14 protein-coding genes and 1 pseudogene are annotated in these 16,340 nt (G+C 69.5%); 5 read left to right on the forward strand and 10 right to left on the reverse strand.

All coding sequences use genetic code 11. The features are described from left to right. Positions 1 to 56 precede the first annotated feature (56 nt). From ACJQWL_RS05645 to ACJQWL_RS05690, 10 genes are all read right to left on the reverse strand, one after another. On the reverse strand, positions 57 to 1,346 hold the full coding sequence (locus ACJQWL_RS05645) for a citrate synthase (RefSeq protein WP_330969179.1): 1,290 nt from the start codon (positions 1,344 to 1,346) through the stop codon (positions 57 to 59). Positions 1,347 to 1,696: 350 nt separating this feature from the next. Then, a complete protein-coding gene (locus ACJQWL_RS05650) occupies positions 1,697 to 1,939 on the reverse strand; it encodes a type B 50S ribosomal protein L31 (RefSeq protein ID WP_330969167.1) in 243 nt (80 codons plus the stop codon). Between the two features lie 80 nt (positions 1,940 to 2,019). Next, positions 2,020 to 2,964 (reverse strand): nucleoside hydrolase, encoded by a 945-nt coding sequence (locus ACJQWL_RS05655; protein ID WP_330969166.1) that lies wholly within the window; start codon positions 2,962 to 2,964, stop codon positions 2,020 to 2,022. Positions 2,965 to 2,973: 9 nt separating this feature from the next. Continuing rightward, positions 2,974 to 3,300: an excalibur calcium-binding domain-containing protein gene (locus tag ACJQWL_RS05660; RefSeq protein ID WP_330969165.1), complete on the reverse strand. Its 327-nt coding sequence runs from the start codon at positions 3,298 to 3,300 to the stop codon at positions 2,974 to 2,976. Positions 3,301 to 3,341: 41 nt separating this feature from the next. Beyond that, entirely contained in the window at positions 3,342 to 5,495 is a 2,154-nt protein-coding gene (recG, locus tag ACJQWL_RS05665; protein WP_330969164.1) for an ATP-dependent DNA helicase RecG, read from the reverse strand. A gap of 55 nt (positions 5,496 to 5,550) precedes the next feature. Further along, a complete protein-coding gene (locus ACJQWL_RS05670) occupies positions 5,551 to 5,934 on the reverse strand; it encodes a RidA family protein (protein ID WP_330969163.1) in 384 nt (127 codons plus the stop codon). A gap of 121 nt (positions 5,935 to 6,055) precedes the next feature. Next, positions 6,056 to 8,239 (reverse strand): RelA/SpoT family protein, encoded by a 2,184-nt coding sequence (locus ACJQWL_RS05675; RefSeq protein WP_330969162.1) that lies wholly within the window; start codon positions 8,237 to 8,239, stop codon positions 6,056 to 6,058. 218 nt (positions 8,240 to 8,457) lie between these two features. Then, the gene (rpoZ, locus tag ACJQWL_RS05680; protein WP_330969161.1) at positions 8,458 to 8,754 is read right to left on the reverse strand and encodes a DNA-directed RNA polymerase subunit omega; all 297 of its coding nucleotides are present in this window, start codon (positions 8,752 to 8,754) and stop codon (positions 8,458 to 8,460) included. A 173-nt stretch (positions 8,755 to 8,927) separates the two neighbouring features. Beyond that, positions 8,928 to 9,542, reverse strand: a complete 615-nt coding sequence (gene gmk, locus ACJQWL_RS05685; RefSeq protein WP_330969160.1) for a guanylate kinase — start codon at positions 9,540 to 9,542, stop codon at positions 8,928 to 8,930. Between the two features lie 2 nt (positions 9,543 to 9,544). Then, positions 9,545 to 10,405 (reverse strand): YicC/YloC family endoribonuclease, encoded by an 861-nt coding sequence (locus ACJQWL_RS05690; RefSeq protein ID WP_330969178.1) that lies wholly within the window; start codon positions 10,403 to 10,405, stop codon positions 9,545 to 9,547. A 183-nt stretch (positions 10,406 to 10,588) separates the two neighbouring features. Between ACJQWL_RS05690 and rph the strand changes: the two genes are divergently transcribed. From rph to ACJQWL_RS05715, 5 genes and pseudogenes are all read left to right on the forward strand, one after another. Beyond that, a complete protein-coding gene (gene rph / locus ACJQWL_RS05695; RefSeq protein ID WP_330969159.1) occupies positions 10,589 to 11,341 on the forward strand; it encodes a ribonuclease PH in 753 nt (250 codons plus the stop codon). A 193-nt stretch (positions 11,342 to 11,534) separates the two neighbouring features. Beyond that, positions 11,535 to 12,128 carry an RdgB/HAM1 family non-canonical purine NTP pyrophosphatase gene (rdgB, locus tag ACJQWL_RS05700; RefSeq protein ID WP_330969158.1) on the forward strand — a complete coding sequence of 198 codons (594 nt, stop codon included), beginning with the start codon at positions 11,535 to 11,537 and terminating at the stop codon, positions 12,126 to 12,128. A gap of 182 nt (positions 12,129 to 12,310) precedes the next feature. Then, a pseudogene (gene hemW / locus ACJQWL_RS05705) lies at positions 12,311 to 13,459 on the forward strand (radical SAM family heme chaperone HemW); the annotation flags it as partial. A gap of 234 nt (positions 13,460 to 13,693) precedes the next feature. Further along, positions 13,694 to 15,991: a DUF1631 family protein gene (locus tag ACJQWL_RS05710; RefSeq protein ID WP_330969157.1), complete on the forward strand. Its 2,298-nt coding sequence runs from the start codon at positions 13,694 to 13,696 to the stop codon at positions 15,989 to 15,991. Further along, positions 15,988 to 16,338 (forward strand): PilZ domain-containing protein, encoded by a 351-nt coding sequence (locus ACJQWL_RS05715; RefSeq protein ID WP_330969156.1) that lies wholly within the window; start codon positions 15,988 to 15,990, stop codon positions 16,336 to 16,338. The genes ACJQWL_RS05710 and ACJQWL_RS05715 overlap by 4 nt, the downstream gene beginning before the upstream one ends. The last annotated feature ends 2 nt before the right edge of the window (positions 16,339 to 16,340 follow it).

The following is a 16,340-nucleotide window of genomic DNA, read 5'->3' on the forward strand; positions in this document are numbered from 1 at the left end:
GCCAACGAAAAAGCCCCGCTTCAGCGGGGCTCTTCGTTGGAGCTTGTAGGGGTGACTCAGCGCTTGCCCATCGACACGTAGTCGCGATTCGCCGCGCCGGTGTAGATCTGGCGCGGGCGACCGATCTTGTTCTCCGGGTCGTTCTGCTGCTCCAGCCAGTGCGACACCCAGCCGGCGGTGCGGGCAATGGCGAACATCACGGTGAACATCTCCACCGGTATGCCGAGCGCCTTGTAGATGATGCCGCTGTAGAAATCGACGTTGGGGTACAGCTTGCGCTGCACGAAGTAGTCGTCCTTCAGCGCGGCTTCCTCGAGCTTCATCGCCACGTCCAGCAGCGGATCGTTGACGCCAAGCTGCCCGAGGACCTCGTGGGTCATCTTGCGCACCAGCGCCGCGCGCGGGTCGTAGTTCTTGTAGACGCGATGGCCGAAGCCCATCAGGCGGAAACCCGACTCCTTGTCTTTGGCCTTGTCGACCGCGGACTTCACGTTCTCGGGCCGGCCGATCTCCTCGAGCATCTTCAGCACGGCCTCGTTGGCACCGCCATGCGCGGGTCCCCACAGCGCCGCCACGCCCGAGGCAACGCTCACATAGGGGTTGGCACCCGTCGAGCCAACCAGGCGGACGGTGGAAGTCGAAGCGTTCTGTTCGTGGTCGGCATGCAGGATGAACAGCAGGTCCATCGCCTTGGCCGCCACCGGATCCAGCTCCAGCGGCTCGCTGGGGACCTCGTACATCATGTGCAGGAAGCGGGTGGTGTAGTCCAGGCTGTTTCGCGGGTAGCGGAGCGGCCAGCCGATCGAATGCCGGTAGCAGGCGGCCGCCACGGTGGGAACCTTCGCGATCAGGCGGATCGCGGCCAGGCGACGCTGCTCGGGATCTTCGAGGTCGAGGTCGTTGTGGTAGAAGCTGGCCATCGAGCCGAGCATGCCCACCAGCATCGCCATCGGATGCGCGTCATGACGGAACCCGCCGAGGAAGCTCTTGAACGCCTCGTGCATCATCGTGTGATGCGTGACTTCGTGTTCGAACGCCTGGAACTCGTCCTTCCGCGGCAGTTCGCCATTCATCAGCAGGTAGGCGACTTCAAGGAAGCTGGAGTGCTCGGCCAGCTGTTCGATCGGGTAGCCGCGATACAGCAGAACCCCCTCTTCGCCATCGATATAGGTGATGGCGGACTTGCAACTGGCGGTTGCGGTGAAGCCGGGGTCGTAGGTGAAGCACCCGGTTTCCTTGGGCAGCCGGGCGATGTCGATGCACGGCGCACCCACGGTGGGTTGCTGCACGGGCAGGACGACAGTGTTGTCGCCAGCGGCAAGGGTGGCCTGGGTCAGTGATGACAGGGCCAGGCCGGGCTTGGAATCGGACACGGAGCACTCCTCATGTCTGCGGCCGGCGGCGTGGGGCCACGGCACGGAGGGGGACAGGGAATCGGTTCGCAGGCGAACCGTGACCGCGAATTATCGCATACCCGCCCGGGTTCGATACCGGGGCGCATCGTGCCGAGCGCACTGCCCAGCGGCCGGTGGCTGCCGTGGCGCCTGTATGAGGGGCGGACTTCAAGTGTGCGCCCCGACGATGCGAGGTCGGGCGTCGGGTCGCTGCTGCAATCCCTGCCGGCCCGGAAACTCTGCCGGTCCCGAAACGCAAAACGGCCGCCCGGGGGCGGCCGCTCCAGCGACGCGTGGTGCGCTTACTTGGTGTAGCGCTTGCGGAACTTGTCGACGCGACCGCCCGTGTCCATGATCTTGTGCTTGCCCGTGTAGAACGGGTGCGACGCCGACGAGATGTCGACCTTGATCAGCGGGTACTCGTTGCCGTCTTCCAACTTGACGCTCTCCTTGCTGGAGAGGGTCGAGCGGGTCAGGATCTGGAAATCCGTGGTCACGTCCTGGAACACGACTTCACGGTATTCGGGATGGATGCCGGCCTTCATGGCACTCACTAATCGTATGCGGGAAAGTCGGACAGTATAGCGACCGCCCCCCGCATGGCGCAAGTCCCTGCAACGGGCCCTTACTCGGCGGCCAGGGCCGCCTTTACGCGCTGCTCGAAGGCCGGCTGGTCGTAGCGCAGCAGCAGCCGCGCCGTGTCCGGACGGCCCTCCTGGCGGAGCCAGTCCACGACCGTCGCCCCTCGCGTATGGGTGCCGCCCAGCTCGACCGAAACCGGCCGGGCTTCCTCTTCCAGCACGCCCTCGGGCGCGAGGGCGCACGCCATCGCCAACCCGTCGGCGCTGTGCCAGCGGTCGCCGCGGCGGTCCGCCGACCATTCCCGGGTCTGGCGCGAGATGCCCTCGTAGAACGCGGCCCGCGCGCCGCCGCCCTGCAACCATCGAACCACCTCGCCATGCGGCAGGCCGTGGGCAAGCGTGGCCTCCCAGTCGACCAGGTCGAAGCCACCCTCGGCGCCAAAGGCCTCGAACACGATATGCGCGGCCTCCGGGTCGAAGGCGATGTTGAACTCGGCCGCCGCGGTGATGTTGCCGTGCGCGGTCAGCGCGCCCCCCATCACGACGAGCCGGGCGATGCGCCGGGGCAGCGTGGGGTCCAGCTTCAGCGCCAGCGCCAGGTTGGTCAGCGGGCCGAGCGCGACCAGCAACAGTTGGCCGGCATGCGCGTGCGACAGGCGCAGGATCGCCAGCGCGGCGTGTTCGTCGTGGGGCACGCGCGCGGCCGGCGTGTAGCCGGTGTCGCCGAATCCGTCCTGGCCGTGCACGTAGGCCGCATCGCGCGCCGGATGCAGCAGCGGGGCCGCGCAGCCGGCGAATACCGGCACATCGACGCCGGCCACTTCGCACAGCTTCAGGGCATTGCCCACGGTGTGCGCCAGTCCGACGTTGCCGGCGGCGATCGTCAGCCCCACCACCTCGTGGCGGGGATCGGCGAAGGCCATGAGCAATGCCAAGGCATCGTCTACGCCCGGGTCGGTATCGATCAGCAGTGGGATCAGGTCAGTCATGTCGGTCCGTCATCGCCAGCGGCTGTCATTTTCGCAGGGTTCGCCGTCGTGGTCCCCGTCCATCCGGGTACCCGGGCAGTTGCGCACGAAGTAGCGCGCCTCCTCGAGCGACCCCATCTGCGTGCAGTGCCGGCGTCCATCGCACTGGAACCCGGGTGCCGTCGGCACCGCCGCTGCCGGCCGACGGGCGAGGACCGGTGCTCGACGCTGCTCGCTCCCCGGCCCGTGCGCCGCCTGGTCGATCTCCGGCTGCCCGGGGGAAGCCGAGGGCTGACTGAGCTGCTGATACCCCTGCCACGCGGCGATCGCCAGCAGCGGCCAGATCAACCACTTCATCGCCTGCGTCTCCTGGACGGGCCCGCCACCGACGTGCGGCGTCAGGCCGAAGCGTACCGCGCCGCGCCCCCGACCCAGCGTTGCACGATGCGTTCGGCGATGGCGGGGTGGTCGGCCAACAGGCGGCCGGCCAGCGCATGCACCTGCGGCAGCAGGTCGGCATCGCGCGCCAGGTCGGCAACACGGAACCCGGCCACCCCGGTCTGGCGCGTGCCCAGCAGCTCGCCGGGACCGCGCAGCTCCAGGTCCTTCTCGGCGATCAGGAATCCGTCGCAGGTCTCGCGCATGGTTTCCAGCCGCGCCCGTGCGGTAGCCGACAGCGGCGCCTGGTACACCAGCACGCAGGTGGATGCCTCGCGGCCGCGGCCGACGCGCCCGCGCAACTGGTGCAACTGCGCCAGCCCCAGCCGCTCGGCGTTCTCGATCACCATCAGCGAGGCATTGGGTACGTCCACGCCCACCTCGATCACGGTGGTGGCGACCAGCAGGTCGATCTCCCCTCGCTTGAAGGCGGCCATCGTCGCCTGCTTTTCGGCCGCCTTGAGGCGTCCGTGCACCAGTCCGACCCGGACCCCGGGCAGTTGCGTGCCCAGCTCCTCGAAGGTGGTCTGCGCCGCCTGCGCCACGACCTCGTCGCTGTCGTCGATCAGGGTGCACACCCAGTAGGCCTGCCGGCCCTCCGCGCACGCCTCGCGGATGCGCTCGACCAGAGCGGGACGGCGGCCTGCGTTGAGCACCACCGTCTGCACCGGCGTGCGCCCCGGCGGCAGCTCATCGATCGCCGACACGTCCAGGTCGGCATAGGCCGACATGGCCAGCGTGCGCGGGATCGGAGTCGCCGTCATGACCAGCTGGTGCGGGACGATGGCATCACCCGGCAACCCCGGCCCTCCCGGGGCGACGGCGCCCTTGTCGCGCAGCGCCAGGCGCTGGTGCACGCCGAACCGGTGCTGCTCGTCGACGATGGCCAGTGCCAGGTCGTGGAAGGCGACGCCCGCCTGCATCAGCGCGTGGGTCCCCACCACCACCTGCGCCTCGCCAGAGGCAACGGCCTCCAGCGCCTGCCGGCGCGCGCGCCCGGTGACCTTGCCGGCCAGCCACGCCACCCGCACCCCCAGCGGCTCGAGCCAAGCCCGCAGGTTGGCCAGGTGCTGCTCGGCCAGCAGTTCGGTCGGCGCCATCAACGCCGCCTGCCGGTTTGACGCCACCGCCAGCAGGGCCGCCAGCGCGGCGACCACGGTCTTGCCGCTGCCCACGTCGCCCTGGACCAGGCGCAGCATGGGCGTGGGCTGCCCCACGTCTGCGGCAACCTGGTCGAACACCCTCCCCTGCGCGGCGGTCAAGTCGAACGGAAGCGCCCGTTGCAGCCGGTCGGCCAGCTCGAACCGGTCCAGCACCGGCGCGGCGTGCGCCTGCTGGGCGATGCGTTGCCGCCGCAGGCTGAGATGGTGTGCAAGCAGTTCCTCCAGCGCCAGCCTTCGCTGCGCCGGGTGGGTGCCGGCCAGCAGCAGCGACACGTCCTGGTCGCGGCCCGGACGGTGCACCGCCACCAGCGCCTCGCGAAGCGAGGGCAGCATGCTGCCGTCGGGCAGCCGCGCGGCGTCGCGCAGGTCGCCTGGCACCAGCTCCAACGCGGAGTCATCGGGCAACCGGTCCAGCGCAAGGCCGATCAGCCGGCGCAGCGAGGCAGCGCCAATGCCTTCCAGCGCCGGATACACCGGGTCCAGCGCATCGCCCAGGTCGGCAGCTTCATCGTCGCCGATGACCCGGTAGCTGGGGTGCACGATCTCCAGACCGTTCTGCCCCGGCCGGGGCGTGCCATAGCACCGCAAACGGGCGCCGGGGACGAACTGCGCCACCTGCGCGGCCCGGAAATGGAAGAACCGCAGCACCAGCGTCGCCCGCGAGCCGTCGTCCAGCGCGACCCGCAGCACGGGCCGGTAGCGGAAGCCGCGTTCGACCGCCTCCACCCGGCCCTCCACCTGCGCGGCCACGCCCGGCTGCAGGTCGGCGATGCGGGTCAAGCGGGTGCGGTCTTCATATTGCCGGGGCAGCTGCAGCCACAGGTCCTGCAGGCAATGCAGGCCGCGGGCGGCCAGCTTTTCGGCAACCCGGGGCCCACAGCCGGGCAACGCCGTCAGGGGTGTGTCGCCGACGGCCGCCAGCGCCGGCGCGGGTCGCACGTTGCGACGCATCAGGCGGCGCCGCGGCGCCGCGACCCCCGCGGGGGCCGGCTGCCCCGCCCCGGGATCATTCGAGGACAAGCACCGCGTCGACTTCGAATGCGGCCGCCTTGGGCAGGGCCGAGACCTGGATGGTGGAGCGGGCCGGATAGGGCGCGTCGAAATACTCGGCCATGACCGCGTTGACCGCAGCGAAATCCGACAGGTCGGTCAGGTACAGGCCGAGCCGGGCCACCTGGCCGAGCGAGCCATCGGCCGCTTCGCATACGGCCTTCAGGTTGTCGAACGCGCGACGGGCCTGCGCCTGGATGTCGCCCTCGACCAGTTCACCGGTCGAGGGGTCGAGCGGGATCTGGCCCGACAGGTAGACCGTCCCGCCTGCGCGGACGGCCTGTGAATACGGCCCGATCGCAGCGGGCGCCTGGTCGGTGTGGATGGCGATGCGGGGCATGCGGACTCCGGGGTCGAAGGACGCGCCAGTGTAGCGAAGCAGCCGCCCCGGCCGGGTCGGGTTTCGCCGCGCCGGGTGGTGGGCGACGTACCTGCGCCGACCGGCGCCCGCGGCGAGCTCGTCAGATGCGCTGGATGCCCATCACCACGCCCAGCTTGCGCACCTTGCGGATCACGTCGGCAAGGTGGCGGCGGTCGCTGACTTCGATTGCGAAGCGCAGTACTGCCATGTTGGCGTCGCGGTCGATGTACTCCACCCGGTCGATGTTGGATTCCACCTCGGCGATGGCGGCCGCGACCTGTGCCAACGCGCCCGGGCGGTTGTCGACCTCGATCTTCAACGCCGCGGCGAAATCGCCGCTGATCCCCCGGTCCCAGCCCACCCCGACCCAGCGGTCGGGCGACTTGCGGTACTCGGCCACGTTCGGACAGTCCAGCCGGTGCACCACCAGGCCCTTGCCCGCGGTGTGGTAGCCCATGATCTCGTCGCCGGGGACCGGCAGGCAGCAGTTGGCGAAGCTGATCACCCCGCGCTCGGCACCGGTGATCAGGATCTTGTCCTCCGGCAGCGCTACCGGGTCGATGGTTCGCCGCGCGGCCTTCCCCGTCGCGGCACGCGCCAGCGCCACCGCGACCTGGCTGGGCATGCGGTTGCCCAGCGCGATGTCGGCAAGCAGCGGTTCCAGTCGCGGGTAGCGGTGTTCGGCGAGGTAGGCATCGACCCGCTCGCCAGGCACGCGGTCCAACGAGGTCTCCAATGCTTCCAGCGCGCGGTCGAGCATGCGGTGGCCCAGTTGCACCGCGTCCTCGTGGCCGATGTGCTTGAGCTGCTGGCGGATCGCCGTGCGCGCCTTGCCCGAGACCACGAACTCGAGCCACTGCGGCTTGGGTGCGGACGAGCGGGCGGTGATCACCTCGATGCGTTGGCCGCTGGCCAGCTTGGTGCGCAGCGGCGAGAGCTTTCCGTCGACGCGCGCGGCCACCGCGGTGTTGCCAACGTCGGTGTGCACCGCGTAGGCGAAATCGAGCGCGGTGGCGTTGCGTGGCAGCGACAGGATGTCGCCCTGCGGGGTGAACAGGTAGACCTCGTCGGGGAACAGGTCGACCTTGACGTTCTCCAGGAACTCCAGCGACGAGCCGGTCGCGTGTTGCGACTCCACCAGGCCGGTGATCCAGTTGTGCGCACGGCTCTGGGCGCTGTTGGGGCCCTCTCCACCATCCTTGTAGGACCAGTGCGCCGCAATGCCGCGCTCGGCGATCAGGTCCATCTCCTCGGTGCGGATCTGCACTTCCACCGGTGAGCCGTAGGGGCCGAACAGCACCGTGTGCAGCGACTGGTATCCGTTGGCCTTGGGAATGGCGATGAAGTCGCGGAAGCGCGCATCCAGCGGTTTGTAGGTGGCGTGCACCACGCCCAGCGCGTGGTAGCAGTCGGCGACCGATCGCACCACGATGCGGAAGCCGAACACGTCCATCACCTGGGTGAAGCTCTTGTGCTCGGCGCGCATCTTCGAATAGATGCTCCAGGGGGACTTCACCCGGCTGATCAGGCGGTGCGGCACTTTTTCCTTGGCCAGGCGCTGGGCCAGGTTGGCCTCGATCTGCACCAGCGACTCGCGCCGCACCACCGGCTGGGTCCGGATGCGCTTTTCGATCACCGCGTGGCGCCACGGGTGCAGCGCACGGAAACCCAGGTCCTGCAGCTCGGCTTTGATCAGGTTCATGCCCAGGCGTTGGGCGATCGGCGCGTAGATCTCCAGTGTTTCCAGGGCGATGCGCTCGCGCGCCTCCGACCCCTGTCCGCCCAGCGTGCGCATGTTGTGCAGGCGGTCGGCAAGCTTGATCAGGATCACCCGCAGGTCGCGCGACATCGCCAGCAGCATCTTGCGGAAGCTCTCGGCGGCGGCTTCCTGGCGGTCGCGGAAGTGCAGCTTGTCGAGCTTGGTGACACCGTCGACCAGTTCGGCCACGGTCTCGCCGAACTCGCTGGCCAGGCAGTCCCGGGTCAGCGGGGTGTCCTCGATGGTGTCGTGCAGGATCGCCGCGATCAGCGTTTCCACGTCCAGACCCTGGTCGGCCAGCACCCGTGCCACCGCGATCGGATGGGTGATGTAGGGCTCGCCCGTCTTGCGGGTCTGTCCCGCGTGCGCCGCCGCGCCCACCGCCCAGGCCCGCCTCAGGACCGCCCGCTGGTCCTGCGGCAGGTAGTGGGCGGCCTGCTCAAGCTCACGCACGTAGTCCGGCACCGACGGGTCATCGACCCCGGTCATGTCGGGCGGGCGAATGGCGGGGGCGACGGGGGTCATGGGGGCAATCTACGCGCCTGCCGTCAAGCGGCGCAACGCTTTGTGGGAAAAGGAAAAACGGTCCGCAGGCAGATGGCTGGACCGCATGCGGACGGACGCGCTGGCCGGACCTTCCAGGCCCTGCCGTGCCGACTCCACCGCCATCAGCGCGACGGCCGCGCGCCGGGCAACAAAAAACCCCGCCGGAGCGGGGCCTTCGGGCGAGGCGGCGACGCGACTCAGTCGTCGCCCTTGGCCAGGTCCTCGTCGGCCACCACCTCGGCGGCAGCCCATTCCAGGGCCTCGCGCTCCTTGCGGTCGCGCTCGGACTTCTCGACCGCATCGATGTACTCGGGGTTGACCCGGCGGGCGGCGATCTCGCGCAGCGCCATCACGGTGGGCTTGTCGTTGGAGTCGTTCTCCAGCTGCGGCTCTACGCCATTTGCCAGCTGGCGGGCGCGCTTGGCGGCCATCATGACGAGTTCGAAGCGGTTATCGACCACTTCCAGGCAATCTTCTACGGTGATGCGGGCCATGGGGCTCCTGGCGGCCGGGCGGCCGTCGTGGGGTACACAAAGGGGACGGGAGTGTAGCGGGAGCGACACGCCCGTACAAGCACTTTCTTTTAAATCAGACAGTTATGGCGAACCGGCAACCCCACCCGCAGGCCACCCCGGTGGCGTCGCGCACACCGGCACGACACCCCGACTCAATCGGCCAGCAGCGCGGTGATCAGGCGCCCGTGGCGGGCGACCTGCGCCTCCCGGCGCAGGCGGCTGGCGGTGAAGATGGCGCACATTTCATCAACCGCGACGGCGAAGGTCTCGTTGACGACCACGTAGTCGAACTCGCCGTAGTGGCTCATTTCCTCCCGCGCCGCGGACAGCCGCTGGGCGATCACGTCCTCGCTGTCCTGCCCGCGCGCGCGCATGCGTTGCTCCAGTGCGGCCCGGGAGGGCGGGAGGATGAACACGCTCACCAGCCCCGGCACCTTGGCCCTCACCTGGCGCGCGCCCTGCCAGTCGATCTCCAGCAGCACGTCGTGGCCGGCGGCCAGTTGCGGCTCCACCGACTGCCGCGCGGTGCCCTTCCAGTCCCCATGCACCAGGGCGTGCTCGAAGAAGTCGCCGTTGGCGACCATCGATTCGAACTCGTCCTTGCCCACGAAGTGGTAGTGCTCGGCATGGCGCTCGCCGGGGCGGGGCTGGCGCGAGGTGAAGGAGATGGACAGGCGGATGTTGGGGTCGCGGGCCAGCACCGCGTTGACGATGCTGGACTTCCCGGCGCCGGAGGGTGCGGCAACGATGAAGAGCGTGCCTCGCATGGTCATTCGATGTTCTGCACCTGTTCGCGGACCTGGTCGATCAGGACCTTGAGCTCGACCGCAGCGGCGGAGCTGCGCGCATCGACGGACTTGCTGCCCAGGGTGTTGGCCTCGCGGTTGAACTCCTGCAGCAGGAAGTCGAGCCGCCTGCCCACCGCCTCGCGCAGCTTCAGCACCCGGCGGGCCTCCCCGACATGCGCGTCGAGACGGTCCAGCTCCTCGTCCACGTCGAGCTTCTGCAACCACATCACCAGTTCCTGTTCCAGCCGTCCCTGGTCGAGTGGCGCGCCCCCGGGGGTGGACAGGTCCGCCAGGCGGGCGGCCAGCTTCTGGCGTTGGCCTTCGCGGATCGTGGGCATCAGCGCACGCACGTCGCCGGCGATGCGCTCGATGCCGTCGACCCGTTCGTTGATCGCAGCGGCCAGCTTGGCGCCCTCCCGCTCACGCGAGGTGACGAACTCGTCCAGCACCTCGTCCAGCAGCGCCAGCGCCTCGGCCTGCAGGGCGGCGGGGTCGGCGGCCGGTGCCTGCAGCACGCCGGGGAACTGCAGCAGGTCGGTCAAGTCGGTGTGCAGGCCGGGGAAACGCGCCGCCAGGTCGATCGCCAGGTCGCTCAACTCGCGCAGCCGGGTGGGATCGACCTGCAGGCCAGCCGCACCTTCCGGGCTGCGCAGGCGGAACACCAGGTCGAGCTTGCCGCGCGACAGGCGCGAGGCGATGCGTTCGCGCAGCACCGGCTCCAACGCGCGGAGGTCGTCGTGCAGGCGGACGCCGATCTCCAGGAAACGGTGGTTGACCGACCGCAGCTCGCAGGAAAGCGCGCCCCATTCGGTGGCGCGTTCGCCGCTGGCGTAGGCGGTCATGCTGCGGATTGACATTGCATCTCCGGTGGGTGCGCGGCGTGGCGCGGTTCGGCGGGACGCCCGGCAGCCCCGTCGCGGGCGAACAGAGGCGGCGGGCGGGCCCGGCGGGTGAACCCGTCAGGCAGACCGGGGGCGTTGGAGGCGAATGGTAAACTCGCGCGCCCCGTTGACGGTAATCCGCGCATGTCCGCAGCCTTTTCCCGACCCAGCGGCCGTGCCGCCGACCAGTTGCGCGACGTGCGCATCGAGCGCGGCTACACCGCCCACGCGGAAGGCTCGGTGCTGGTGTCGTTCGGCCAGACCCGGGTGCTGTGCACCGCCAGCGTCGAGAACCGCGTTCCGCCGTTCCTGCGCGGCAAGGGCGAAGGCTGGGTCACCGCCGAGTACGGCATGCTGCCGCGCGCCACCCACACCCGCAACGATCGCGAGGCGAGCCGTGGCAAGCAGGGCGGCCGGACGCTGGAGATCCAGCGCCTGATCGGCCGCAGCCTGCGCGCCTGCGTGGACCGCAAGGCGCTGGGCGAGCGCACGATCACCCTGGACTGCGACGTGTTGCAGGCCGACGGCGGTACCCGGACTGCGGCCATCACCGGTGCCTACGTTGCCCTGGTGGACGCCGTGCAATGGCTGATCGGCCGCGGCGAGATCAAGCCCGGCCGCAGCGGGCGCACCCCGATCACCGGCGCGGTGGCCGCGGTGTCGGTGGGCATCTACAAGGGCGTGCCCGTGCTGGACCTGGACTATGCCGAGGACAGCGACTGCGATACCGACATGAACGTCGTGATGAACGACGGCGGCGGTTTCATCGAACTGCAGGGCACGGCCGAGGGCCACGCCTTCCGCCGCGAGGAACTCGATGCGCTGACCTCGCTGGCCACAACCGGCATCGCGCAGCTGGTGGGGCACCAGCGCGCGGCATTGGGATTGCCGGCGTAGGGCCCGTGCAGGATCCTCGAGTGTCTCAGATCCGCTTCCTGTAGGAGCGGCTTCTGCCGCGAATGCGTCCGGAAAGGTGACGCGGGCAACGTCTGCCACCCGGTTCCCGCAAGGCCCGGTCGCGACTCACGTCGCTCCTACAGGTGGTACCACTCGATCGCGGTTGAAGCCGCTCCTACAGAATCAGGAATCCATGACCCGAATCGTGGTCGCCAGCGGCAATGCCGGGAAACTCGCCGAATTCAATCGGCTGCTCTCCGATGCGGGGCTTGAATTCGTTTCCCAGCGGGACCTCGGCGTCGAGGACATCGAAGAGACCGGCCTGAGCTTCGTCGAGAATGCGCTGCTCAAGGCCCGGCACGCCTCCCGAGTCACGGGGCTTCCAGCGCTGGCCGACGACTCGGGCCTGTGCGTTGACGCACTGGACGGCGCACCCGGGCTGTACTCGGCGCGCTATGCCGGCACCCATGGGGACGCGGACGCCAACATCGCCAAGTTGCTGGACGCCCTGGACGGGGTTCAGGAGGCGCAGCGTGGAGCCCACTTCCACTGCACGCTGGCGCTGCTGCGCCACCCGGACGACCCGCGGCCACTGCTCGCCGAGGGGGAGTGGTGCGGCCGGATCCTGCACGCCCCGCGCGGCGAGGCCGGTTTTGGCTACGACCCGGTGTTCCTGGACCCTGAAACCGGCCTGACCGCCGCCGAGCTGGAACCGGCCACCAAGAACCGCATCAGCCATCGGGGCCGCGCACTGGCGAAGTTGCAGCACGCCATTTCGGCCCTATAGCGGCCGCGGTTTCCGTGATCCGGGCGTGGCTTCCTGTAGGAGCGACGTAAGTCGCGACCGCGGAACTTCGGCTACCTCGATCGCGACTTACGTCGCTCCTACAGGTTTGAAACCGCGTGTCCCGCGGATCGCGGTTGAAGCCGCTCCTACAGTTCCTGCGCGCGGGGGAGGACAATGGCGGCATGACCCTCGCGCCACCCCCGCTGTCGCTTTACGTCCACCTGCCCTGGTGCGTGCGCAAGTGCCCCTACTGCGACTTCAACTCGCACGAGGGGCGCGGCGCGCTGCCGTTCGAGCCGTACGTAGACGCCTTGCTGGCCGACCTCGACTTCGACCTGCCGCTGGTCTGGGGCCGAACCGTGCACAGCGTATTCTTCGGTGGCGGCACGCCCAGCCTGTTCCCGGCCGACGCGATCGACCGCTTCCTGCAGGGTGCCAGCAGCCGCCTGCGCTTCGCGCCCGGCTGCGAGATCACCCTGGAGACCAACCCCGGCACGACCGAGCACGGGCGCTTCGAGCACTACCGCGGCGCCGGGGTGAACCGGTTGAGCTTCGGCGTCCAGAGTTTCGACGACGGGTGCCTGGCGCGGCTCGGCCGGATCCATGACAGCGCCGAGGCCGACGCCGCGGTGAAGCTGGCCCAGGACGCCGGTTTCGACAACATCAACATCGACCTGATGTACGCGCTGCCGGGACAGGACCTGGCGATGGCCGAGCGCGACCTCGTGCGTGCCTTTGCATTACAGCCCGCGCACGTATCCCACTACCAGCTCACGATGGAGCCCAATACCGTATTCGCCGCCCGCCCGCCCGCCGGCCTGCCCGACGAGGACACGGGGTGGGACATGCAGGAGCACTGCCAGGCCCTGCTGCACGAGGCAGGCTTCGCGCAATACGAGGTCAGCGCCTACGCCCGACCCGGCCGGCAGTGCGCGCACAACCTCAACTACTGGCGCTACGGCGACTACCTGGGCATCGGCGCCGGTGCGCACGGCAAGCTGACCCTGGGCCACGAGCAATCGATCCTGCGCCGATGGAAGCTCAAGCACCCGTCCCGCTACATCGCAACTGCAGGGCGCCCCGAGGCGATCGGCGGCGATGAGCGGATCGAGCCGACGCGCCGGCCGTTCGAGTACATGCTCAACGTGCTGCGGCTGGTGGACGGATTTTCGCTGGCGGAGTTCCAGGCGCGAACCGGTCTCCCCTCCGTGGTGATCGATGGCGCGCTTCGCGATGCCTTCGCGCGCGGATGGCTGGAAAATGCGCAGGACCGCATCCGCCCCACTGAACTGGGCCGGCGCTTCACCAACGACGTGACGATGCTGTTCCTGGCGCCGACCGCCAGGCCCACGCCTCGGCCGTCCGCCCCCGCCCCTGGTCCTGTCGGGCCAGGCGCAGGCCGGCCTCCCGCAGCCTGATCCGAACTATCGGGGAACGGCCCGTGGCCGCTCCGGTCGCGCCGTCACGTTGGTTTGTTCTGGCCGCGCTTTCCGGTCGTCCGGGCCGGCAGGGCTGGCGGGCGCGTGGGGTGGCGTGTTTATATCGAACGAACCCGGTGATCAGGCATGTCCGCCAAGCTGGACTACTTCGGCACTGCACCCATGCGATCCACGCTCGAATCGGCCGCCCTGCCCCGACGCGTCCACGGCGCGCTTGAACATCTCTATGCACTGCTGTCGGACGAGCTGGAGCGCCAGCTCGAACGCATGCTGTCTGATTTCGAGCAGCAGCTGTTCAGGCTGGCCGAGCAGGCCCGCAACGCCGGTGAGCAGAGCCGCCATTTCGAAACGCTACGGCGCATCCGCCAGAACCGCTCCGACCTGGTACCCCGCTACCTGGCCGCGCTGGAGCACGAGCTGACCCGCATCCGCGGCCCCATGTCGGCGCCGGCGGTGGAAGTCCACGGCCTGGCCCCCGCCTTCGAAACCCTGCGTCTGGTCGACGAAGCCGAAGTCACCCAGGAAGCAATGGTCCAGGCCGTAGCCTCGCGCCACGAGGCACGTGCCGGCCTTCCGCTGATGCTGCTGGGCCAGCGCTTCGGCGTTCTGGCCGGCGCACCCGCCTTCGACGCCGAGCACCTGCCGGTCGGTCCGCACGCGCTCGGGCGGCTGCTGGCCGAGGCCGCCAGCGTGCTCAACATCGACGCGCATTCGATGCAGCTGCTGTTCAAGAGCTTCGACAGCCAGGTCATGTCCGGCTATGCACAGCTGGTCGAGACCATGAATGCCCTGCTCGCACGCGACAACATCCTGCCCAGCCTGTCGTACGTCCCACTGCGAGTGCGGCCCACTGCGCAGTCGACCGGCCGCGATGGCGCCGCCACGAAAGCCGATCGATCGACCGGTTCGGCCGGCGAGGAGGGCGGCCCGGCCACGGCGCGCTCCCGCAACGGGCCGCGCCCCCACACCGCGTGGTACGGCGAGGCCGATGCGGTCCGGGGCGAAGACGAGGACATCGCCTTTTCGCTGCTGCAGGACCTGCTGGGCAGCCGCCGCGACCTGCTGGGCAAGCTGAAATCCGAGCCACAGGGCGAAAGGCGCACGGCGCTGCCCACGCCCGACGTGGTGGCGGCGCTGGAGTCGCAGCAGGCGGCGGTGCCGGCACGCAAGCCCGGAGGCCAACGCACCAGCCTGGCCGACATCAAGCAGACACTGCTGGCGCAGAGCCGGCAACAGCACGGGCGCGCCGCCACGCTCTCGCGCGAGGACAACGACACCTTCGAGCTGCTGGGCATGCTCTATGCCGAGATCGGACGCGAGCTGCGTGCAGGCTCGGCAAGCAACGAGATGCTCGAGAAGCTGCAGGTGCCGCTGGCGCGCGCCGCGCTTCAGGACCGGGCGTTCTTCGTGCACAGCCAGCACCCGGCCCGGCAACTCCTCAACTCGGTCGCCGAAGCCGGCGCCACCTGGCTGGACGAGGACGAGGTCGACCCGCAGCTGGAGGCCCACCTCGGCCAAGCCGTCGACCACGTGGTCGAGAACTACCGCGGCGACCCGTCCGTGTTCCAGGCCGCCAACGAACGGCTGCAGGGCCACCTGCAGGCATTGGCGCGCAAGGCCGAAGTCACCGAGCGGCGCCACGTGGAAGCCGCGCGGGGCAAGGAGAAACTGGCTGTCGCCAAGCGGCGTTCGGGCGAGATCATCGACGAGGCGATGCGTGAGCAACGCCTGCCGAAGTTCGTGCGCACGCTGCTGGCGCAAGCCTGGAGTGACGTGCTCACCCTCACCCTGCTGCGCAACGGCGAGGACTCCGACGAGTGGCACAGCAACCGCAAGGCCACGGACGAGATCGTCGCCGCGAGTTCCGGCGCCGCTCCGGCACCGGCCGACCTGGAGCAACGGATCGAACATGCCCTGGCACTGGTCGGGTACCACGCCGACGAAGCCGGCGCGATCGCCCGGCGACTGACACAGGGCCGCGACGAGGACGACGACGACCCGGCATCGCGTACCGAGCTGGCGATGAAGCTCAAGGCCCGCACCCGCCTTGGCGAAGATACCGACTCCGGCAAGAGCAAGGCCACGCCGCGCACACCCGACGAACAGGCACGCTATGACTACCTGCGTACGCTGCCGTTCGGCACCTGGCTGGAAATCGCCACCAACCAGCAGGGCGACGTCGTTCGCCGGCGACTCGCCTGGTTCAGCCCGGTCACCGGCCATGCCTTGCTGGTCAACCAGCGCGGCCAGCGGGTAGGCGAGGAGTCGCTGGACCACCTGGCGCGGTTGATGGCCAAGCGCGAGGTGCGGGTGGTCACCGCCGAGCGCGGGCGCATCGTCGACCGCGCTTGGCAGGCGGCGCTGGGCGCGCTTCGCAGCTTCGCGGGCATCGGTGAGCGTGCGCCGCGCGAGGCCACCCCATGAACGATGAATTCCGCCGCGTCCGCCGGCGCAAGGTGCCCGACAACGTCCAGGTGGTCGACACCATGACCGAGCGCGTGGTCGGCCGGCTCAGCAACCTGTCCGAGAGCGGCATGCTGCTGATGGCGAGCGTGCCGCTGGTGGAGGACGCGCTCTACCAGTTCCGGTTCGACCTGGCGCTGGGCACCGAAGCGCCCGCGACCATCGAGGTCGGTGCCCACCTGCTGTGGCAGGACGCGGCCAGCGCACCCGGCCAGACCTGGAGCGGGTTCCGCTTCGTTACCCTGATGGAAAGCCAGATGCAGCACTTGCGCGAGTGGCTGGACATGCCCGGGGGCACCTACGAGTAGGC

The sequence above is a fragment of the Novilysobacter viscosus genome (assembly GCF_046600715.1).
GTDB lineage: Bacteria > Pseudomonadota > Gammaproteobacteria > Xanthomonadales > Xanthomonadaceae > Lysobacter_C > Lysobacter_C viscosus.